The sequence below is a fragment of the Aeribacillus sp. FSL W8-0870 genome (assembly GCF_037963755.1).
Lineage (GTDB): Bacteria > Bacillota > Bacilli > Bacillales > Aeribacillaceae > Aeribacillus > Aeribacillus composti.
In genome coordinates, this window is the sequence record NZ_CP150165.1 from 3,638,194 (window position 1) to 3,659,534 (window position 21,341).

The following is a 21,341-nucleotide window of genomic DNA, read 5'->3' on the forward strand; positions in this document are numbered from 1 at the left end:
TTGTACAAAAAATGAAAGACTGCAGCCAAGGAATTTCCGTCCTAAGGTACTTTCCATCATTAGGAAACGGTTTATTTATTCATTGAAATACAACGTTACTCGAAATGGAATGTATAGATTTCACTTTTCTTGTTCCGTAAGCATCTCCAGCAATTTTTTCAAAGCAAAGGAGCGGTACCGACCCTTTTTCGTGATAATACCAAGATGCCAAAGAACCTTTTCTTTCAAGGGAATAATAACAATATCCGGATTATTTTGTTTTCCGCCTATCACTTTCGGCAGCAATGTGATCCCCATTTTTGATGAAACAAGCTCCAAAATTAAATCCCATTGGGAACTTTCATAGGCGATATTCGGGGTAAAACCAGAATTTTTGCAGGTGTTAATAATAAATTCATGCAACGTAAAGTTTTTTGCAAATAATATAAAGCTTTCCTTCTCCAATTCTTTGACGGACACCCTTTGTTTGCAGGCCAGAGAATGATCCTTGTGGATAAAAAGGACAAATTCATCCGTAAAAAAAGAAGAAATGTGAAAAATGGATTCATCCACCGGCAGAACCACAATGCCGACATCAATTTCCCCCTCTTCTACCAGCTGCTCTACCACCCTTGCGCCAACCTCCACCAACTCCAATTTGACATTCGGGTATTGTTGATGGAAGTTTCCGGCAATGGAAGGGAAAAACAACGTTCCAATAAGGGGAGGAATGCCGATTTTAATTTCTCCAATGGCGACGTTTGCCAGTTCATCCAGCAGCATTTTCGTTTCTTCCAAAATATTCATTAACTTTTTTCCCTGTTCATAAACAACTTTTCCTGCATCCGTCAATTGAATATGCCTCGTGGATCGTTCCAATAGTTCCATATGAAATTCCTCTTCCAGCTTTTTCACGGCTTTACTTAATGACGGCTGGGATAAATAGGAGTGCTCCGCAGCTTTTGTAAAACTCTGATGATTGGCCACCTCAATAAAGGATTGAATGTCCCGAAGTTCCATCGAATCCCCCTTTTTATTCCCAAATGTAATAAATAAGATTCATTTTATTTATTTTACTTTACCTTTTGTCCCTGTGTAAACTTTTATGTAAGCGGATGCAAAAAGGAGTTTTGAAAGCGATTCCATTATGTACTCATTTACTTGCTCTTATTTTTTAACGGAACCGGTGGAAAAAACAAACAGAATTTATTATTTGCTAAAGGGAGGAGAAACCATTGAAGACACTTACATCCTTTTTCAACCGGGTGGTGCAGCGTTATTTGCCTGATGCCTTGCTGTTCGCCATTATTTTAACGTTTTTAGTATATTTATTAGGTGTTTTCTTTACAGACAACAGTCCAGTGGACATGGTCACCCATTGGGGTTTAGGTTTTTGGGATTTACTGGAATTTACCATGCAGATGACCCTTGTGGTTGTAACCGGCTATATATTAGCAAACACTCCCGTCATTAAAAGGTTTTTGGCGAAAGTAAGCACCTTTGCACGCACCCCTGCCCATGCCGTCATGCTTGTAACCATTGTTTCATTAATCGCCTGCCTGATTAATTACGGTTTCGGGCTGGTGATCGGCGCTTTGTTTGCCATACATGTTGCCAAGCATGTTCCATCCGTCGACTACCGTATTTTAATTGCCAGTGCATACAGCGGATTCCTCATTTGGCACGGGGGATTTTCCGGTTCGATCCCACTTACCATTGCAACCCCGGGCCACTTTTTGGAGGAATCCATGGGTGTGATCCCAGTGACGAAAACCCTTTTTAGCCCGACAAATTTATTTATTGTTATTGCCCTTTTGATCACCTTGCCGCTGTTTAACCGTTATTTGTTAAAAAATGCAGAGAGCCAGCTCGAAGATCGAACGAAATGGGTGATTCCAAATGAAGAAGCAGCAGCAGTAGAACATGTGACACCTATGACACCAGCAGAAAAATTGGAAAACAGTCGGACAATATCCCTGATCATCGGCATTATGGGAATTGCATTTATTGTTTATCATTTTGCTGTAAACGGATTTAACCTAAACATTAATATCGTCAATTTTATTTTCCTTTTCCTTGGAATTTTGCTTCATCAAACACCGAAAAGGTTTCTGGATACGGTAGCGAACGGCGTTAAAAACGCCGGTGGGATTATCATCCAGTTTCCCTTTTATGCTGGAATTATGGGAATGATGATTCATTCAGGATTGTCTGAGCAAATCGCATTATGGTTCGTCAGTGTTTCGACCGAACAAACCTTGCCTTACCTCTCCTTTCTTAGTGCTGGCTTAATCAATATCTTTGTTCCATCCGGGGGCGGGCAATGGGCGGTTCAAGGACCGATTATGATTCAGGCAGCAATGGAATTGGGAGCAGATCCGGCCAAAACAGCAATGGGGGTAGCCTGGGGAGATGCTTGGACAAATATGATCCAGCCGTTTTGGGCGCTTCCCATTTTAGCGATCGCAGGCCTCCACATCCGAGATATTATGGGATTTTGCGTCATGATTCTAATTTTCAGTTTTATCCCGATCTCCATTGGATTTCTGCTGTTTTAAAGCTTCAGTTGTCCCATAACAAAAATTTTCCCAATATTCTATGTTTTACAAACAAATCCCAAGAATGCTGTTATGACGCCAGCATTCTTGGGATGGTTTTTTTTAAAGTTTATCAAAAACTATCATTTGCTTTTAATCCTTTTTTGTTCCTTCTCCGTTTGACAGGATTGACGGTTTCCCGGGTGTTTTGAAAATGGTTCCCTTTTTATTGTTCCAATTAGGAACATGATCGTTCCAGCATTCTTGTCTAATGATGGGACTGGATGCATATTTTCTTGTAAAAAATACTCCCACTTTGCTGTTTCTCCTAAAAAAATGTTGCCGTGCTTGCTGTGCTGTGCAGAAGGTTACTATCTCTCCCGTTAGATACTGAGGATGAATCGAATCCCGGCCGATGAGCTTTTTCAAATAATTTTTGACATAATCTGTCCTGAATTTGTGCATTACAAAACCAAATCTTTCACAGCCAACTCAATCATTTTCATTTTTTCCTCATTCATCATTTTCTTCTCCTTCTAAACTATTGGATAATTCCAATTTCAATTTCCTATTGAAAACGTTAATAATAGATAAAAAGATCGGTTCTATCACTCAAAAACCGTAAACCAGAAAAAATCACCATCTCTTTTTTCATAGAGGAGAAGAAAAATTAAGAGAGAATCGCAAAAGGGAAAGCCTATTGCATTTTATAGAAACCTATTCGCAAAAGACATATCAGTTAAACGATGTGTCTTTTTTTCAATAATCTGCCTCCCAAAACACAAAATAGATAATTTTAACAAACAGTTCTAATTGTTTTTTGAATTTGTTCCTTTGTTTGGTTTTCTCGCCAGCAGTGGTGTGATGTCTGTCATTTCTGGACGTGGTTTTTCACTCTATGTCGAAACAAACTACTAACTTCTATATATAGGGTCTATGTTTCGGTAAATCCGTTTTTTGTCACAAAAAGGGAGAAAATACAACAAAGAAACTCCTGACTCATAGGAGCAGGAATTGTTTTTGTCATTGTTTGACAGAGTATTTTTCTAAAAAAGATTGTACAGCCAGTAGAGAATTCTCGAAGCATATTTTACGCAATCAATGCAGGAGTGGATCGAAGCCTGTAGAGATAGGCTGCGATGTGATGAAGCAGGAAATTCTCATAGAAACGTGGAGAAGCACGCCACTTTAGTGAGTGGTGTGAGGTTCCACCGCGGTAGAAAACTGCTAATCCATTTCCATAAAGAATTTTTGTAAACGTTCAGCAGCCATTCGATATGCCTTTTTCCTATCACGAGGACCAATTGCAATAACTTCCATTCTTATCGGCCGTCCTTCAACTTGCCGATAAATCACCCTAATATTTAATAACTTTGATTTAATCCTTGCAAAACCATGTAAGTCCCCATGTAAAGATTCAGCAACTCCGTCAGGCTTAAATAGGGGGCCTTGCTTTGCCCTCCTTAATATTTCTAATAAAACGGTTTGCCTATGTCCTTTGTTAATCGCTTTAATATCTTGTTTAACATCTTCAACAAATCTCAGATCGACATTATATTTTTCTAAAACCAATGCCTGCAAATCTTCAAGTGTCTTCACATCCATCTTCCTCTAATAATTTCATTAATTCATTTACATTCATATCGTCTTCATCAAAAATATCTGATAAGGTTTGATTTGCAGGTTTATCTTTACGTGCATAGGCTTCTTCCATAACGACTTGATCAAGCGCTTCTTCTAAAACTTCTTTCATTTGAAGCAATGTTTCAAAATAATCTATATTGACGACTACAGCTTGTGCATTTTTCTTTTTTGCATTTTGAATAACAAATACTTCATCTGTGAAACCATTAGAAAAAAGATCCAGTATTTCTGATAATTTTTTTGTTCTCGAAATGTCCGTTACGCTTAAAACATTTGTTTTAAAAAAATGCAATGTATTCGTGTTAGCAATAGGATGTTGTTCTTTTTTCAATGTATGAACACCCACCTTCCATCCCCCTTTCCTTTAATAAATGCATTATTAATCTATTTGATACACGTAATTCTACACAAAAAACAACACATTTATATGCTTAAAATATACAAAGCAACATAAATATGTTTCATTCTCTTCGCGAGTCCTGTTCCTAACAAACTGATAATGATAAATTTCAATATCCTTGTCAATGAACCCTCTTCTTTGTGCGGCCAGTAAGGTTTGATACATGTTTTCCTTTTCCACGACATTTAATGTAAATTCTGTTTTCAGGTCTTATACCTTTTTCACAAATATATTTAACCAAATTATAACCGATTCTTCGCATATTTCCTTTTTCATCTGTTCCCAAATCATGATCCAACGAAAGAATATGCATATGTTGTTTCTCGGTTTATGAAATGGCTTATTCATTGTTCCACACCTATTAAGCCAATCGGAATGTCCGACAAATCATCCAAATATAGATTGATCCAACCATACCTCTCGGAGAGGTTCAGTGTACCAATCTGTATATGACCATCCCATCCGTTATATGCTTGATCCATACATATTTCATTTATTTTTGTACCGTTATTCAACAAAACCCTCGATATATCCACATATCCGAAATAGCATGCCGTGGATAGAGGGGTTCTTCCGATTTTATCTTTTCGGTTAATCCATCCACTTTTGGAATAACAGCTTGCAAGCAAAAATCTAGTTTATTCATGAATATCGCCCAATACAACAAGACTTTGGCCTTGTACTTCCTCATTTACTTCATAGTCTTGCAAATATGTCTTCAATCTGCTTTCCTCATTTGAATATATAGCTTCAAGATACTCCATCCCCTTTTTCTTTTTTTACTTTTATATTAATCCGCGAAGAAAAAAATCTTATTGCAGCTAGAGTATTCGATCAGTAAAAAGGCAATCCATTATGATCAACAGCTTGGTAAGAATCAAGAAATTGGAAATATCATGTATTTGCAAATATTGTCATGGATAGCTCAAAAGGGAAAAGCACCCATCGCTATTGGACGATGAATGCTTTCCATTGTTTATCGATTGCTTATTCAATAAAGAGCCTTACAAAGAATTACATGTAAATACACGAACAAAATGTTTATACGTGAAGCCGTATTTTCGGCAGTTTTTTTCAATTACATCTTTTCTCTTACGCCTTGATTCGAAACCCAAAAGACACAGTCTACCCCTGAATTTATTTTCGCAAAAAAGGAGCTTAAAAATAGACAATAAATATTATTCATTTATTTTTTTCAAGGCCTCTTCATCTGCGATCACTGTCACATCATTATGCTGTCTTAAAATTGAAGCAGGAAACTCTTCAGAAATATCACTGTTACCCAATAGCCTTGCAAGGGCGTCCGCTTTCTTTTTACCAGAAACAAGCAGCAAGATTTTCTTACTTTCCATGATCGTTTCAATTCCCATCGTAATTGCTTTCGTTGGTACTTCGTCGATCGACTGGAAGAATCTAGCATTTGCTTTTCGCGTTGATTGATCCAGTTTAACAATATGCGTTCTGCTTTTAAAGCTGGTCCCTGGCTCATTAAAACCAATATGGCCGTTTAATCCCAGTCCTAATATTTGTATATCAATTTTATTTTTAGAAATTAATCTGTCATAAGTCATACACTCTTGTTCCAAATCTTCAGCCATTCCATTAGGAATATGAACATTTTCCGGTTGAATATCAATATGTTGGAATAAATTTTCATGCATATAATAGTGGTAACTATTCTTATTTTCTTTAGGCAGCCCAACGTATTCATCTAAATTAAAAGTAGTTGCATGTTTAAATGAAACTTCCTTTTGTTGATATTTTTTGACCAAACAATTATATAAACCAATTGGAGTTGAACCTGTTGCAAAACCAATGACTGGTCTTTTCAAACTTTTCATATGCTCTATGACTATATTAGCTGCTTTCTCACTCATTTCTTCATAATCTTTTACTTTAATAATTTCCACGTCATTTCACCTTTCTACAAAATCATTATGGGAATCTTTACTCTTGAACAAAATATTTTATATTTTAAAAATCGTTCTTAGTGCTCTTGCTACTCCATAATGATCATTATCTTCAACAATCATGTTTGCTTTACTTTTTACATAATCAGTTGCATTTCCCATCGCGATTCCTAATCCAGATGATTCCAACATTTCGACATCATTTATCCCATTACCGATTGCAATCACTTCTTCAGGCAATATATTCAATTGTTGAATGGCAGATTGAATACCGGTCCATTTAGAACCTTTTGGATATACCTCGAGTCGATCTCCTTCTTCAAAAACATAATCCTCCAGCACTTTCTCTTTAAGAACTTTACGTTGTTCAGAATTTATATATAAAGTTAATCGGTGCGCTTCGCAATCCGTATCCTCTAAATTTGTCTTTTTTGCAAATGGCAGTAAATGTTCTTCATATAAAGGCTGATTAGATCGTGAGGTACTGTACGAAAAGTGAATATACTTGCCTCCATATTGATAAGTTTGGCTGCAAAGATCATAGGCAACTTTTGCTGATATTTTTACATCATGAATGATCTTATTATTTAAAAATACAAGGCTGCCGTTATAAGCAGCATAAAGCGAGCACTGTAATTTATCACCATAAATTTTTGAGGCTTCTAAAGACCTGCCTGAAGCCAAACCAACGATAATCCCCTTCTTTTGCACTTTATGAATAGATTCTATGGTTTCATCTTCAAGCTGATTTTTAGAATTCAAAATTGTCCCGTCTATATCCAGAAAGACAGCTCGATACATTTAAAATCTCCTCCAAAATTTCCATTAACAACCATGCTCTTGCAGTAAAAATGATCATTTTTATTGGATCAATTGATTAAATTCCCCATAGAATCATAAATTCCTACAAGTTCAGGGTTTTCGGAAATATTCTTTAAGACGGCAACATGGGCATTGGTAACAAATACTTGTGTGCGAAAGGCATATATGACCGTATCTCCCACTCGTACTCCGTCTGTCGCCAATGAGCCGTAATAATCAATATTAGTCGGAGCATTATCAATTGTAGGAACCCGCTTTAGATTTTGTCTATTTGTTCCAACTAATGCTTCCTTCATATGTGAACGCGGATAAAATCCGCCGCCAAAAACATATGCATGATTATTATATAAATGGGATACCTCCGATACATATACCATCGCAGGTTTTTCTTCCAAGTTTTGTGAAGCATGCAATGGAGTCGTTCCAATTAATGCATGACCGGGTTCTCCTTGTGTTGCACCATTTTCCTTTAATAATTTCATTGTTGCGGTAGAAGTGGCACTTGGCATATTCATCTCTAGCTTTTCATATCCTCTATTCATTAAAAACAATTTTGCAGTCTGCATGGATTTGACATTCGGGGTAATGGTTGGAACATCATCTTGAATCAATATACAAGGAAAACTTGTTAAACCGGCTATTTCAATGCCTTCCAATTTTTCCATAGATTCAATATCTTTCATTAACTGTTCAAATGTGAATCCACCTTCTTGACCGTTATATATATAATCGTCTTTGTTTGCAATGCGCAAAAAGACTTTTTGTTTTTTTCCCATCTGTTGAGCAATTCTGCTTATATTTCGAGCATTTTCATAACTAAAAACTGTAACATAATCAGGATTAAGATTTAATATTGTTGATATCATATGAACAGGTATTTGAACGAGGTGTCCAACATGGCCAATCTGAATGCCATTTTTACTAAGAGTCATGGCCTCCCATGGATCTACGGCGACTGCCTTCTCAATCCCTGATTCAACAATAGCTTGCGCCACCAACGGATTGCGGCCAAATTGTTTTGTCATAAAAAATAGTTCAATATCCTGTTTTTTGGCTTTTTCAGATAAAGCTTTAGCATTCCTCTTTACTGTATCAAGATCTATTACATAAGTATTGGGTGGGATAATTCCTTGCTGATGAAAGTCCAATGCAGCTTCTATTAATTTTTTGTTATGCATTATTGTCGATTGTAAAAACATCCGTCAGTCTCCTCTTTCCTTTTTGCAATATTTGAAGGAATGAAGTTCCGTTTTCAGTTTTATTAAGTCCAAGATACTCTGCAGAAGTTGCAGCGATATCTGATAGTGTCTTTCTTTCTCCAATTTTAACGGGGGATATTTGTTTATGATAAACTAACAGATACGTTTTCTCTCTTGTATGTTGATTATGGCCAATCGTAGGATCATTCCCATGATCCGCACTCATAATCAACAGGTCCTGTTCTGTCATTTTTTCCAGTATTTCCGGCAAATATCTATCGACCACTTCAATACGATCCGCATAGCGGGCTGGATTCTGTGCATGTCCGGCCAAATCTGTTTCTTGTACTGTTGCAGCAATTACTCCATGTTTTACATTGTCCATTTCATGTAAAATATCCTTCATTACTTGTTCTGTATCGACACCCGGAAATCTATTGGCGCCTTCACAATAAATGACATCCTGCATTTTTCCAATAAGAGAAACTTCCATTCCGCTTTTTTTCGCCAATGTTGGCAGCTGAAATTCAGGAGAGATGCCAAAACCTAAATGACGTACTTGATACCCTTGTTTATATACATTTGATTTAGGTGAATTCACCCCTACTAATCCATCTTCCCGTCTTTCTACTGATCGTTGCAAGTGTTCGGGTGTTACATTTTCGCCACCAAGGACAATCACGCGATTGACTTTAACATTTTTGCGCACACATTGCCCTATTTTTAAAACTTCTTCAAACGGAATATAGTCTAGCGGAGCACTCACATTATAAATTTGGCCGTAATCAGTTTCGATATTATCAGCGACGATGACTAAATCATTGACTAATAGATACGGCAATTCAGGATTTGGGATCGTTACTTTATATCCTTCTTTTTCTAGAGCACGTTTTACTTGATCCATATTTTCAACAAAAGGAGCTAAATACGCTTTTTTTGGTTTTGTTCCCATAATTTCATTATGCCCTTCAAAACTGTCTGCTCCTTGATGCATAAGGTTCAAAACACCGTAACTGGCAATATTATCAACATTTTTTAATTTCGGATGATGTAAAATTTTATTGATGCCCAATCTTTCAAAGTTTGGAATTTTCAATGATGGCACTGCATCAATAATATGATAAAAAGTATTGGCGCCGACATCTAAAGGGTGATAGTCTTTGGCATCTTCCATATAACCGACACCTAAGCTGTCCAATATAATAATAATGACTCTTTTGTTCATTTTTGATCCCCCTTTACTATATTTCCTTATGATTTTCGGTTGCCCGATGAATGGATTCCTCTAGTATTCTTAAAATTGTTTCCGCTCCGCTTCTTAATGGATTAATACGTATCATTTTTTTGGCTAATGTTGGATCTGACGATAAGAAAGTGCCGGAAACTCTATAAAACATTGGCACAACTTCGTATTTTGATTCGGCGCCGACCGGATTGGGTGCCGCCCCTAATTCATTGGCATGATAAAGTACTTCTTCTGCGATTGGTTCAGTAAATTCCACAAGTAAAACTTTTGATTGTGCATTGGCTAAATAAGCCCTTTTCACACCCTTTACTGCTCCATTATTAAGGGCATGGACTAATTGATCATTCACGCTTGCTTGTATAGCCAACATAACGGGAGCATATACAAGACCTCTTAATGCTTCCAAAGCTTCATAGCCTTGAACTTGGCTTCCCCCGGAATAATTCATTTTTTCTATTTCCTTGATTAAATCCTTTTTCCCTAATATGATTCCAACACCTTCTGGACCTAATAGCTTGAACATTGAGAAGGTGGACAAATCCGCTCCCACTTGCACCCCAATATTTTCTACTTTCATTGCAGCATAATTGTCATCTGTTATTATAATTAGAGCCGGATCAGCCGAACGTATTATTTTTATTGTTTCAGCCAAATCATAATGATCATCAATTTTTTGCCTAGTATGCTGAATCAATGCGCCTTTTAGTTTTGGATTTTGCCTGATTGTATTTTTGATTTCTTCATGATTGTGAAAATCCGCATATATCGGCATTATCCCCATTGATTCTAAAGTTGTTTTGCTTGTTGGATATATAGGTGCATCATGTACAAGGAGCTGATCACCCGGCTGCAAAAAACTCATAAAACCAAACCTCAATGCACCTGTTCCAGCGCCGCGCACCAATAATGCCTTCTCTACGCCAAAGAAGTCAGCTAATGTTTCTTCTACTTTTTTTGTAAATTTTGGTTTATTAATGCCTCTTACAACACCTAGATCACCAAGCGAAATCATTTCATCGCCGCGAAAATGCCTTGTAATGACATCAACGAGCTTAAACTGTCTGCGCTTAGCTTCTTCAATAGAAATACTCTTTAGCGGATAAGTTTCCATAATCATTCACCTTACCCTTCCATAAAAGCACGTGGGTTATGAATCAACATTTTATCGATTGATTCACTTGTAATCCCATAAGATTGCAAAAGGGGGACAAATGTGTCCAGTAAATAGGAATACCCTAATCCACCTTTATATTCGAGATGTGATTTTCTAGTAATATCCATAGATAATAGTACTTTGTCGATATACCCTTTATCCTGTATTTTTTTCAACATTTCTGCTCGAACGCGATCCGGCATGTAACTTTCTTTTCCTATTGTGTCAAATTCTACATATACTCCTTCTCTTAGCATTTTTAATACATAATCGGCGTCTCCTGTTAAATCAACATGTCCTATGACCACTCGATTTAAATCTACTTCATGCTTTTTAAAGAATTCCACTTGTTCATGTCCTAACGTTCCGATAGAAGTATGTGTAGAAATTGGTTTTTTCGTTTCCTTATGAGCGATGACAACTGCTTCAAACACTTTTTTCTCAGCTTCTGTCCATTTATTATAACTTGTTCCAATTTCACCAATAATTTCAGCTTTTGCATCTGTTCCTTTTATTCCTTCGACAATTTCCTTTATCATTCTTTCTGCCAGCTTTTCTTTTGTTTCCCGAAATACTTGAATCGGGTAAAAAGAATCTTGATAGAAACCAGTAGCGAAAATAATATTAATCCCGCTTTCTTCTGAAACCTTTTGGACGTATGTAATACTTCTCCCCATTCCGATATTGGTTACATCAATAATATTACGTACACCCTTTTCATATAATTTTTTAAATTCTTTTACAGTTTCAGGAAATACATCCAACCGGCAATCCTCATTATTTTTTACTTCAGAAAGGTCAATGGTTGTATGCTCATGCATATAGGTAATCCCGTTTTTCAACATTAGATACTTTCCCCTTTTTTAATAATTTCAAGTGAACATCTCTCCAATCCCAAAATGAGATTGGAGAGATGCCATTGTATTTAACCAACCTGCCATAAACCAACTGCGTAAAGAAGATTAACGATGATCCCCAATAATATGACCGCTATTGGCCCAACAGCCAATTCAACAAGTGGTTTTGATGCCATCCGGTTGATTAAATAAAATCCAATGACCCAAAAGAACCCGATTCCTGGAGCAATTTTTTCCGCTGCCATTGCACTGCCGATTAATATCGCAATTCCGAGAACATCTGCCAGCGAAGTTCGAATATGCTCTCCCATCTCGCGTACGCCAGGCAATTTATCCATACTTTTTGATACTGCTGATAATGATATGACCTCCAAGTACATGACTAAAGCACCCAACACAAATGCCAAAATCGGTATATCTCTGAAAATAAGACCGACTGCAAATACTAATGTCGTACCAGCTAAACCATAAACCCCCGTTACAATGGCAGTTGAAAAAACTAAAGGAATAAATCCGATCGCACGTGCAAATGTAGCAATGGCTGCCTCTGTATAAAGACCTTTATTAATCAATGCTTGAGGCATTGCATCAACTGCTAAAATCAACATGGAAGATGTTAAAGAAACAAGTCCACCCATCAAAGCTAATAACCAGCGATTCTTCTTAATTCGATTTACACGTTCATTAAAAATATTTACTAAATCGGCATTTGTAGTATCCTCTCCGCCTTTAACTCTAGAGGCATAATAAACCATCATTAACATTCCTATTAATAACGCCATTCCTTCAGGGCTAAGGGAAATATCGTATCCTGCGACTTTAAATGTTCCAAACTTTTCGAATAACAAAAAGGAGGCTAAAGTGACAATCGCCGTGACAGCAGCTTTTTTTAAACCGTGCTGATACCCAACGGCAATAGCAGGAAATACTGTAAATGCAATAATAATCGGATTACCGATAAGACTTAAAGAATCTATGAAATTTACTGGAAGCATGTTAAATAAATCTACGACAAATTGCAAACCTAACACTATTCCTATACTATAAACAGCACCGAGAACTCCGGCTGTAACCATTCCTATTTTATTATCTGGAGTCCAAATTCCAATTATGTCGCACGCTAATAAAATACTATGGCCAATAATAATCGTAGCTCCTATAGAAAGAGGGATGCCGAAGCCGACTATTAATCCAAAACTCAATGCAAAACTGGTTGCAGCCAGTTCTCCTCTTGTCATTCGATTTTCAAGGTATTCAGGCATAATGGGACGCAACCCGTCATTAAACACCGCTACCCCGCGGTTTACGAGAATAGAACCTAACGCACCGACAGCAACTATGACAATACATTGAATGAGATTCAAATCCATTCTACTCACCTCTGTTTATTCATTTTTTATACTCAACTTTCGCACATTGTTAGACATTGTCCGATATGATTAGGTAGAAAATGCCACCCTTTTCTTCATTTGATTTTTCAAAATGCCCCAATCCAAAAAACTTCTTGTTGGCAAGTGCTTGACAAGGATCGATCAGTGTATGTAAAACGTTTATGTCATCCTTGTCTCGCACATCTTCGCAAAACTATCAAAAGGTTTGCCAACGGATCTTCTTCCGATATCATCCATCAAAATCATGTAAAAACAGTGATTGTATCAATCATCAACTTGTCATAAAAACGGCCTTGCAGCTGCTTGCCTAGGTTTTAAGGGATACGGATTTAAAAAATACTTCATATTGGATGATTTGGGCAAGGCTGTATCAGCACTTAAAAGTGCAAGCCATTCACTGCGTTCACAGAACTGCAGACAAAAAGAATGTTAGTGAACGTAAAAAACGATAAATAGTATCTTTTTTACGCAGATTCACTGATTTTTATTTTGAAACACTGGAAAAAATCGATTTACAAACAGGAATAGCCTATATATTTCTTGATATTAGCCTCTCTTAGATGATATATTTAACTATGAAATTTCTTTTGGTAATTGCGTAAAGCAGGTTTCTTTCATTACCATTTAAATGACACCTTTTTTCTTTTGTTAAAAGTTTCGTCACCCATATTTTCCCCAAAAGAAAAAGGTGTCTTTCTTTTTATTAATCACATGTTCCAAAAAAACAATTTGCATTTTTACAGGGATTGAAGTGAGTTCCATCAAATGTTTAGAAAATATAAAACTGCGAAAGCTGATTATTTTAATAAAGCAGGAATTAGTATATTCAATATATTTTTTGAAGATGATGCCGTAAATCCAAATGCAATTTTGCCATCATTCACTTCCTTTTCGATTTCTTCCTTGGTTTTTATGGTACTTGGAGATGCCAAAGTAACGCATTTATCTTTGCCTAATAATGCAATTGCCATTGCAAGCGCTCCACCTGATCCGGTTTCACAGGCACCAATATAATAGTCAGCTTTTTTGTTTTTGACAGCCATAACTGCTTCCAAATCACTTTTAACGGATACTTCTACATTATTTCCTCCGATTTCTTTCACTTGCTTTTCAATTGCTTGTTTATTCAACTGTCCACCTATTACAATTCTCACCATAGAAAAACCCCTCCTATTTATTTGATTCAATAACTCGATGAAGATGCAGATAAAAATAGACACGCTCTCCTTCAGGGAGTTCTTGGCCAACCAGTGAATTTATATGGTTTATAATTTCTTCTATATCCTCTTTATAAGGCGTCTCATTCACTTCATTCATGATTGTATTGGAAGGACCATCTTCGCATTCACCCCTTTCCATTCTAGTTAAAGCCATTGACATATGTGTCCAAAACATTTCCGAGTTGTCAATTACCTCCTTTTTGAATTTTTTTGATAAGTAATCAAATGTATTTAAAGTTACATGAAAAGCTTTTTGTGTAATAACACTGCTTGTTAATAAAATAGTTAACTTTTCTTTCACTTGAATGCTATTCACTTTTTCTTTAACCTCCAATATACTGTATTTAGTATTTTGTTTTAAAAAATTTTGTGTCTTGTATAAAACGCAAATTTTTATAGTGTCTTATACTGTTTGATTTTCGGATAATATCTTTAATCCCGTAAATGATAAATAATGTTTTAATAGCGTGGTATTTTTTCCCCCTTTTCAACACTTTTTTGTATGTCCAGTATTTTTTGAATATCAACTGAATCCCACTTTTCTGCTATTTCTTGTTCTCTATCACCATCAATCACAATAACAGCTTCTGTTGTGTCTCGGGAAATTTTCTTCGCTTTCGCTGATTGAAAATCGATTGCTTGAAATGTTTGATTCATTCTTTTGTCATCGACATTCCAAACAGCTACATCAATTTGTTTTGAATTAAGCATATCGAATAACTGCATATAATTGACATTGACATATTCGACATTCCTGTTTTCAAATTCAGCAAATGTCAGCTGCATCTGATCTGGAGACTCCATATCCACGCCAACTCTTAATTTATCATTAGTTACATGATGATCTGAATCAGCTAAGAAAATCTTATGAGCGGATACATAACTGTTAGCTCCAAATTTCTTGAAAATTTTTAAATTTGGATATTCTGAAATGATATTATCTGCTGTCATCTTAGAAACAATTGCAAAATCACTTCTCTTTGTCCGAACCGCCTCAATTCGATTCAACCCGCCGCGCATATAAATTAAGTTTATTGTTTTTCCGGTTGATTCAAATGCTTCCACTATTCCTGTCGCTAATCCTTCATATTTCCTTGAATATGGAAGCGGCATAGAGCCAATTAATGGGGCGATACCGGCAATCTCAAGCAATAAATTGTTGTCCTTGCTAATTAGATACGTGCCTAAATGGCCTCTGGCTTCCAATTTAATCGCTTTCATTTCCACCAATAAATTTAATGCACTTTGTACAGTTCCCCTGCCAATTGATAGTTGGGCGCAGTAGTCAGAGATACGAGGAATTTTATCTCCAACTTTTAATTTTATCAATTCTTTGGCAATGTTTTTTGCTGCTAAACCATTTTTAGAATAAAATTTTTCCCACATACTCTATCTTCCTTAAAAAACAATATACTATATTCTGTACAGTAAATTATAAGCAATTCCTATTAGATTTGCAATAGGTATTTTATACATAACAAGACATTAAAAATGATTTTATAGATTAAGACACATACTTATAGTATTTCTTTGACATTATCACGCAAATTTTCTTCTTAAATAATTTTCAAAAAAAATGTTTCATTTTTTTGAACTCCTTCACTTATCAGTTGTCTTTGTTATTATATACCTAATGAATGAACACCAGAAATGCTGCATCAATTCATTAATCGAATTGATGTAAAAGAGGCCAGGATAGTGGCATTAGCCCACAACTTCCTGAAAGTAGCCGGCATCCGCCAGCTACTTTCAGATAAAAATCGAAAAAATATAAAAGCAGGTGGAGAGAAACGCATTGTTTTTCTCCACTTGCTTCATTTTAGGGACTTATCGGACACCCCCGCCCGAAAATTGAATAGAAACTGGTGAGATTAAACAGATACGCTGAATGTACTTCCCGATGAGATGGCAGCACCATCGATAGTATTGCCTTTCCCATAATATGCCTCGCGCCATGCTTCAACGTATATTGCGCTAAACTCACTAGTTCGTGCCATTTCTGCTTTTGTCATCACCATTGTCCAACCATTATTTTGTGAATAATGGGCAATGACATTATTACCTGCATCTTTGAACTCCACAAAGGATATTCGGCCTTTGCCGGCAAAACTTTGGGATGCTTTTGCGATAATACCTTTTCTATCTGGAGACACAACGGAAATATAGCTTTTCATAAGATTTCTGTAGCCCGCAGATTCACCGCCACAGATACCTTTGGCGGCATCTTTTTTTGCCTGTTCAATAATAGCCTCTCTGAATTCTTCTTCACTCATGGCAGGGGCTGTTTTCGTGCAGAAATCGAACCTGGTAAAGTCAGGGGACGGAAAGCCATTCATCCGCAGCCTATTGTCAATTTTTGTTCCAAGCAATATATTGATTAAGTTGACATCTAATGGTTTTATACGACTTATTTTCCATTCACTCCTTTGCATAGGATTTCGCCAGATACTTTGCTGGAAAATATCTGGAGATAACCACTACTTACCTATCCGGGTTTAAGATGTTGTTTAGTAGTTGTAGTACACCGTCAGCTTTATATTTTTATATGTTTTATAACCGGGAGACAAACTGCTGACGTTGGTTCCCGTATAGTAAAGTTGATATGTGCCATTCGCAAGCGTGCCAATCAATCCTGCAGAAATTTCTGTTTTGTTACCAGATCCCCATGGTGCCGATGTCCATCCGGAAATGTTACTAGTTGTTATATACAATCTGTTTGACAGGATTGCGCCAGAATACGACATCGTGTTACAATCAGCAACGACCTTTGTAATGACCGCATCTGCCGGTAATCCGGAGACATTAATTGTAGCAATAGACGAGGAACCACTCTCACCCGGGTCAAGATACAGACTCATTGAACCGATTGTTCCAGAGGATGAGGTGAATGTTTTCGATGACGAAGCGGCGAATGCGGTTGTTGTCATGAAAAATACTACGACCATCACAAGCAATAAACTGATTAACCTCTTTGCTTTCATATGAGCACCCCCTTTCAAATGTTATTTTTGAGGATTCACCAGCCCATAGAATAATTGACCCTCATTATATATATCGTCCAGATATTACCATTATTTTACACAAAATTTCATATTTGCCACTTACACGTACCACGGCATCGTAATGGCAAATTTAGTACCGATCTCTTTGAATGCTATCAGCGTAGCGAACAAGCATTATTGCTTGCTATGATGGAAATAGTGGTAAACGGTGTTTCAACTCGGAAAGTACAAAAAATTACAGAACAATTATGTGGCAAGAAATTCTCGAAATCCACTGTTTCAGCCCTTTGCAAAAAACTAGACCCTATAGTCCATGAATTTAGAATGAAGCCCCTACAAACTCATTACCCTTTTTTAATTGAGATGCCTTGAATCTTAAAGTGCGGGAGAATAATCGAGTCCAGTCCAGGGGTCCTCTAATCGATGGGGATGGCTTTTCGCATTTCCTTCTCCACTCTGGACATGGCCTCGGTAAAGCTTACGCCGATCCCTCGCCCATGTTTTGGCCGATACCAGCAAATACCTTCGAGGACGAATTGATACTAAGCAGGCTTTTGGCGCCGTCCACGATGCCGGAGAAGAAGCCGGATACCTTTTCGTCGAGCCACGAAGCGAGAGACTTGATGCCTTCCCACAGACCGGTTACGATGTTCTTACCGATTTCAAATACAGCGCCCACGGCCTTTCCCAAACTACTGACAATGGCCGCGATAATCTGCGACAGCGAGGCTACGAGCTGCGGAATCGCTTTAATTAATCCTGCCGCGAGCTGAACTGTAAGCTCGATGCCCATTGCGATAATCTCAGGCAGGTTATTGGTAATAAAGTCCACTATGTCGGTAATGATCTGGGGCAGGGCTTCTACAGCTTGGGAAGCGCGTTAGAGCAAAACCTCGAGGTGTTCTTGTTCTTTAAAGACTAACGTCACAATTTCTTCATCGGATCGTCGACCAGTCGAAATGAAAGCAGAAATCAATAGGTTTTAGAACTACTGCATCCACTTGACATGGATCCTCTACGGGTATGCCTCTAAGCCGGGAATTCAGATAATCTGTATAACTAGCCGGCATGCCCTCCACTCATGTAAAGTTTCTAGAACAGATCACTTATGATTATTGTGCAGCATCATTTAGCGGTCCGTCTGCTTGACCTTAATTTCGTTGTCCAGTTAGACGATTCATACTATTAGCGATTGACGTTCATAATACATTTCAGAATGGAGAAGCTTTAGCTGAAGTACGGACTTTTTATGGTTTCCATCTTCATCTTATAAAAGTATTCAAAACACGTACTATTTTATCTAACATAATGTACTTTTTTACGCGTATTGCGTATAATAATATATAGAAGTATATAAAATGAATACCAAAAGACTTGGAGGTGTGATGATGAGCGAGACCAAAAAAATCATTGGAGAAAATATAAGGAAATATTTAGATGCGAAAGGTGTAAAACATAGCTGGGTTATAGATCGATTAGGAATAAGTAAAGGTGCTTTTTATAGATTTCTTAAAGGTGAAGGAAATGTTGATCAATTTGAGGAGAAAATGTTAAAGCTGTTTAGAATTAAAGATCCGTTTTATTTTCATCGTAAAGAAATGGATTTGCCTAAAGGTGTCAATGAAAAAATTGAAGAACAAAATTTTATGGATTTTGCTGCACTTTCTTTAAATGGAGAAGTGAATGAAGCATTTAAAGAAGGTATGAAAGTTTTTAGAGAATTTGTAGAATTGATTGATGTTCTCAAACCTTTGTCTCATTCACCAGTTATGTTTGGGGGAGAACATCGTGATCAATAAAGAGAATATAGAACAAGTAGTCAATTTTAACCGAGATTATTTGCCTGAAGTGAAATCAAAAATTGAGATGTTAAAGTCTTCCGGTGATCCTCTTATTGCCTCTAAGCCTTTAGAATTCATTAAAAATTATTTATATGAAAATGCACGCGTATTAGAATTTCCCATTAAAAATTCTGATTATGGCGGTTTAGTTTTTTATTACAATCAGGATTTTTATATACAAATCAATACAGCACAGCCTAAAATTTATGAGAACTTTATGTGGGCGCATGAGTTCTACCACTGTTATTTTGATAAAGATAGAGTTAAGAAAAAAGAAGAAAATTTTGTTATGGTAGATAGTATTTTTGATGAAAAGGAGAGACTGCCAAATCTTTTTGCAGGTGAAATTCTTATTAATGATCATATTTTAAATCGGAAATATGCATTTTTGAAAAAGGATAACAGTCTTAGTTTAGCCGATATTGCAGTTCATTTAATTCCTGTTTTTGAAGTTCCTTATAAGGCAATCGTAATAAAACTGGTTCAAAATCAATTCATTACCATAGATGAAGCGAAAGATATTATTGATTATGATTATAAAAATAACCTGCCTGATGAAATAGACCGTACCTTATTTGCAGCCAGCAATAAAATTAAAATTGACGATTATAAAAACTTGATATCAAAAGCGGAAAATAACCTAAATGAAGAAGATTACCAATCCATCATCAATAAATATAAAAAATTATATCAATTAGTGCTAGATTGGCGAAAAGAGTCAGCGGGTGAAAGTGAAAATGAAGGCTATCGAAAATCCTAAGATCCGTCCCATAAAACCTTTTATCCAATTTCATTTGGATAGCCTAAAAAAGTCTCTATACGCTAATCAAGCACTTTACATTATGGATAATATGATGCTGTCAAAGCTAAGGAAGGATGCTGTGTGTAATCCTTTCATAATACAAAAGGGATTTCAATTTTCTAAACTTATTCTTATTCCAGACATCATCCTTGAGGGAGCCTCCAAAAACTTACCAGATGAAAAGGCATTTGAACAATACTATTATGAATTATTTCGAATTCTTTCTACAGAGCATGAAATATATGTAGTAGATTTAGAAATCATATTTGAATTATTAAGGGATATGATTGGCACAAAAGAAGCTGCATTCAATATATTGAAAAACATATCTTTAGAAGCTGTCAGAACGAATCAAACAATACGTGATTCCATTAAAGAAATCGATTCTCATTCTGAAGCTGCTCTAGAAACATTAATTGGTTGTATTATTGCCAATGGAAAAAATGCCGGCGAACGTTTTATCACTATTTTTTCCCTCGCATTATTGAGCTTGTATTTCGGTCCTGTTTATATCGTCAGTGAAGATGAAAAGGGAATTTATGGACCTTTTAGGACATTTTTAAACAATGAGAGGTTAATGGAATTAATTAATATCGATCATACTTTTGACCTTATTCAACTTTATCAATTCATGTCCTATGAATCCTTAATTCTTTCTCTTTTTCATCAAGCTGATTTAAGTAAAGAAGAATTGTTCGATTTGATTGAAAAAAGCAATCGTGATCAATCAAGAAATATTCTATATAGTTTGAACGGAACCTCTTTTCACACACCCATTTCCAACCAAAAATTGGTTGAATGGATTAGCCAACAAATAATCAAAATACAATTTTAAAAGTTCCTGTCCTTCCATGAGGCAATCCCTGAATTTTCTTCATTGACTAAATCGAAATAAAAGCAGATGGAGCTCCGAAAATCTTTACGGATTTCCAGCTCCCTCAGCTTAATTTTCCCTCAAAACCATCTTCGCCACACACTCCACATGGCTTGGGTGGTAATCGCAGACATATTGATGTAGCAGTGTTTGCCTGAAACCACTAGTTATAGAGGCACTACCTCTATCTCGCAATTTATTATTAATTCTTGAATGATACTCCTTGATTCTTCGGTCATATTCTTCTGTCAACTTGTTTATAAAATTCCTTCAATATTTTAGTGTTTCAAAATTAAATAAAACGTTATCCAAAAATTGAATTGAATCAGCTACTTTCTTATATATTAATTCTTTTTTTAACTCATAAAAATCAGTTTGCATCTCTAAAAGATCTCCTTATCTACTTATTTAGTTTGAAAAACTTACTATCCTAGATAAAAAATCGCTTTCGGCAACATTGCTCT

General features: G+C 36.3%; 23 protein-coding genes and 1 pseudogene. 5 read left to right on the plus strand and 19 right to left on the minus strand.

What is annotated here, in order from left to right:
* Nucleotides 1–120 precede the first annotated feature (120 nt).
* Nucleotides 121–999 (minus strand): LysR family transcriptional regulator, encoded by an 879-nt coding sequence (locus NSU02_RS17575; protein WP_066250138.1) that lies wholly within the window; start codon nucleotides 997–999, stop codon nucleotides 121–123.
* Nucleotides 1,000–1,214: 215 nt separating this feature from the next.
* Here NSU02_RS17575 and NSU02_RS17580 point away from each other — a divergent pair, with 215 nt between their 5' ends.
* The gene (locus NSU02_RS17580; protein WP_094244404.1) at nucleotides 1,215–2,537 is read left to right on the plus strand and encodes a short-chain fatty acid transporter; all 1,323 of its coding nucleotides are present in this window, start codon (nucleotides 1,215–1,217) and stop codon (nucleotides 2,535–2,537) included.
* 1,206 nt (nucleotides 2,538–3,743) lie between these two features.
* Here the strand turns inward: NSU02_RS17580 and NSU02_RS17585 are convergent.
* From NSU02_RS17585 to NSU02_RS17665, 17 genes are all read right to left on the minus strand, one after another.
* Nucleotides 3,744–4,115 (minus strand): hypothetical protein, encoded by a 372-nt coding sequence (locus NSU02_RS17585; RefSeq protein ID WP_339193407.1) that lies wholly within the window; start codon nucleotides 4,113–4,115, stop codon nucleotides 3,744–3,746.
* Nucleotides 4,102–4,506: a hypothetical protein gene (locus NSU02_RS17590; RefSeq protein ID WP_339193408.1), complete on the minus strand. Its 405-nt coding sequence runs from the start codon at nucleotides 4,504–4,506 to the stop codon at nucleotides 4,102–4,104. Before NSU02_RS17590 ends, NSU02_RS17585 begins: the two co-directional genes overlap by 14 nt.
* Nucleotides 4,507–4,681: 175 nt before the next feature.
* Complete coding sequence (locus NSU02_RS17595; RefSeq protein WP_339193410.1) at nucleotides 4,682–4,873, minus strand: cyclic-phosphate processing receiver domain-containing protein; 192 nt, start codon at nucleotides 4,871–4,873, stop codon at nucleotides 4,682–4,684.
* 31 nt (nucleotides 4,874–4,904) lie between these two features.
* Nucleotides 4,905–5,075, minus strand: coding sequence for a hypothetical protein (locus NSU02_RS17600; RefSeq protein WP_339193412.1), 171 nt, complete (start codon nucleotides 5,073–5,075; stop codon nucleotides 4,905–4,907).
* Nucleotides 5,076–5,198: 123 nt separating this feature from the next.
* Entirely contained in the window at nucleotides 5,199–5,324 is a 126-nt protein-coding gene (locus NSU02_RS17605) for a hypothetical protein (RefSeq protein WP_339193414.1), read from the minus strand.
* Nucleotides 5,325–5,738: 414 nt separating this feature from the next.
* The gene (gene nagB / locus NSU02_RS17610) at nucleotides 5,739–6,470 is read right to left on the minus strand and encodes a glucosamine-6-phosphate deaminase (protein ID WP_130157553.1); all 732 of its coding nucleotides are present in this window, start codon (nucleotides 6,468–6,470) and stop codon (nucleotides 5,739–5,741) included.
* A gap of 57 nt (nucleotides 6,471–6,527) precedes the next feature.
* Nucleotides 6,528–7,271, minus strand: coding sequence for an HAD family hydrolase (locus NSU02_RS17615; protein WP_066250148.1), 744 nt, complete (start codon nucleotides 7,269–7,271; stop codon nucleotides 6,528–6,530).
* A 68-nt stretch (nucleotides 7,272–7,339) separates the two neighbouring features.
* Complete coding sequence (locus tag NSU02_RS17620; RefSeq protein WP_339193417.1) at nucleotides 7,340–8,491, minus strand: YhfX family PLP-dependent enzyme; 1,152 nt, start codon at nucleotides 8,489–8,491, stop codon at nucleotides 7,340–7,342.
* Nucleotides 8,463–9,716 (minus strand): phosphopentomutase, encoded by a 1,254-nt coding sequence (locus tag NSU02_RS17625; protein ID WP_117017197.1) that lies wholly within the window; start codon nucleotides 9,714–9,716, stop codon nucleotides 8,463–8,465. Before NSU02_RS17625 ends, NSU02_RS17620 begins: the two co-directional genes overlap by 29 nt.
* A gap of 16 nt (nucleotides 9,717–9,732) precedes the next feature.
* Nucleotides 9,733–10,854, minus strand: coding sequence for an aminotransferase class V-fold PLP-dependent enzyme (locus NSU02_RS17630; RefSeq protein ID WP_063388783.1), 1,122 nt, complete (start codon nucleotides 10,852–10,854; stop codon nucleotides 9,733–9,735).
* A gap of 5 nt (nucleotides 10,855–10,859) precedes the next feature.
* Nucleotides 10,860–11,735, minus strand: a complete 876-nt coding sequence (locus NSU02_RS17635; protein WP_066250155.1) for a TatD family hydrolase — start codon at nucleotides 11,733–11,735, stop codon at nucleotides 10,860–10,862.
* An 80-nt stretch (nucleotides 11,736–11,815) separates the two neighbouring features.
* Nucleotides 11,816–13,117 carry a YhfT family protein gene (locus NSU02_RS17640; RefSeq protein WP_063388785.1) on the minus strand — a complete coding sequence of 434 codons (1,302 nt, stop codon included), beginning with the start codon at nucleotides 13,115–13,117 and terminating at the stop codon, nucleotides 11,816–11,818.
* Nucleotides 13,118–13,935: 818 nt separating this feature from the next.
* A complete protein-coding gene (locus tag NSU02_RS17645; protein ID WP_063388786.1) occupies nucleotides 13,936–14,295 on the minus strand; it encodes a DUF2620 domain-containing protein in 360 nt (119 codons plus the stop codon).
* 13 nt (nucleotides 14,296–14,308) lie between these two features.
* Nucleotides 14,309–14,674, minus strand: coding sequence for a PRD domain-containing protein (locus tag NSU02_RS17650; RefSeq protein ID WP_063388787.1), 366 nt, complete (start codon nucleotides 14,672–14,674; stop codon nucleotides 14,309–14,311).
* Nucleotides 14,675–14,817: 143 nt separating this feature from the next.
* Nucleotides 14,818–15,744: a GntR family transcriptional regulator YhfZ gene (gene yhfZ / locus NSU02_RS17655; RefSeq protein ID WP_339193422.1), complete on the minus strand. Its 927-nt coding sequence runs from the start codon at nucleotides 15,742–15,744 to the stop codon at nucleotides 14,818–14,820.
* A 485-nt stretch (nucleotides 15,745–16,229) separates the two neighbouring features.
* The gene (locus NSU02_RS17660) at nucleotides 16,230–16,631 is read right to left on the minus strand and encodes a hypothetical protein (protein WP_144598294.1); all 402 of its coding nucleotides are present in this window, start codon (nucleotides 16,629–16,631) and stop codon (nucleotides 16,230–16,232) included.
* 234 nt (nucleotides 16,632–16,865) lie between these two features.
* A complete protein-coding gene (locus NSU02_RS17665; protein ID WP_094244402.1) occupies nucleotides 16,866–17,339 on the minus strand; it encodes a hypothetical protein in 474 nt (157 codons plus the stop codon).
* A gap of 126 nt (nucleotides 17,340–17,465) precedes the next feature.
* Here NSU02_RS17665 and NSU02_RS17670 point away from each other — a divergent pair.
* Nucleotides 17,466–17,782 (plus strand): annotated as a pseudogene (locus NSU02_RS17670) (transposase); the annotation flags it as partial.
* A gap of 56 nt (nucleotides 17,783–17,838) precedes the next feature.
* Here NSU02_RS17670 and NSU02_RS17675 read toward each other — a convergent pair.
* On the minus strand, nucleotides 17,839–18,153 hold the full coding sequence (locus NSU02_RS17675; RefSeq protein WP_339195866.1) for a hypothetical protein: 315 nt from the start codon (nucleotides 18,151–18,153) through the stop codon (nucleotides 17,839–17,841).
* A 565-nt stretch (nucleotides 18,154–18,718) separates the two neighbouring features.
* Between NSU02_RS17675 and NSU02_RS17680 the strand changes: the two genes are divergently transcribed.
* The 3 genes from NSU02_RS17680 to NSU02_RS17690 all read left to right on the plus strand — a co-directional run bounded on the left by NSU02_RS17680 (nucleotide 18,719) and on the right by NSU02_RS17690 (nucleotide 20,838).
* A complete protein-coding gene (locus NSU02_RS17680; protein WP_339193423.1) occupies nucleotides 18,719–19,159 on the plus strand; it encodes a hypothetical protein in 441 nt (146 codons plus the stop codon).
* A complete protein-coding gene (locus tag NSU02_RS17685; RefSeq protein ID WP_339193424.1) occupies nucleotides 19,149–19,961 on the plus strand; it encodes an ImmA/IrrE family metallo-endopeptidase in 813 nt (270 codons plus the stop codon). The genes NSU02_RS17680 and NSU02_RS17685 overlap by 11 nt, the downstream gene beginning before the upstream one ends.
* 121 nt (nucleotides 19,962–20,082) lie before the next feature.
* Nucleotides 20,083–20,838 (plus strand): hypothetical protein, encoded by a 756-nt coding sequence (locus tag NSU02_RS17690; protein ID WP_339193425.1) that lies wholly within the window; start codon nucleotides 20,083–20,085, stop codon nucleotides 20,836–20,838.
* Nucleotides 20,839–21,341 lie beyond the last annotated feature (503 nt).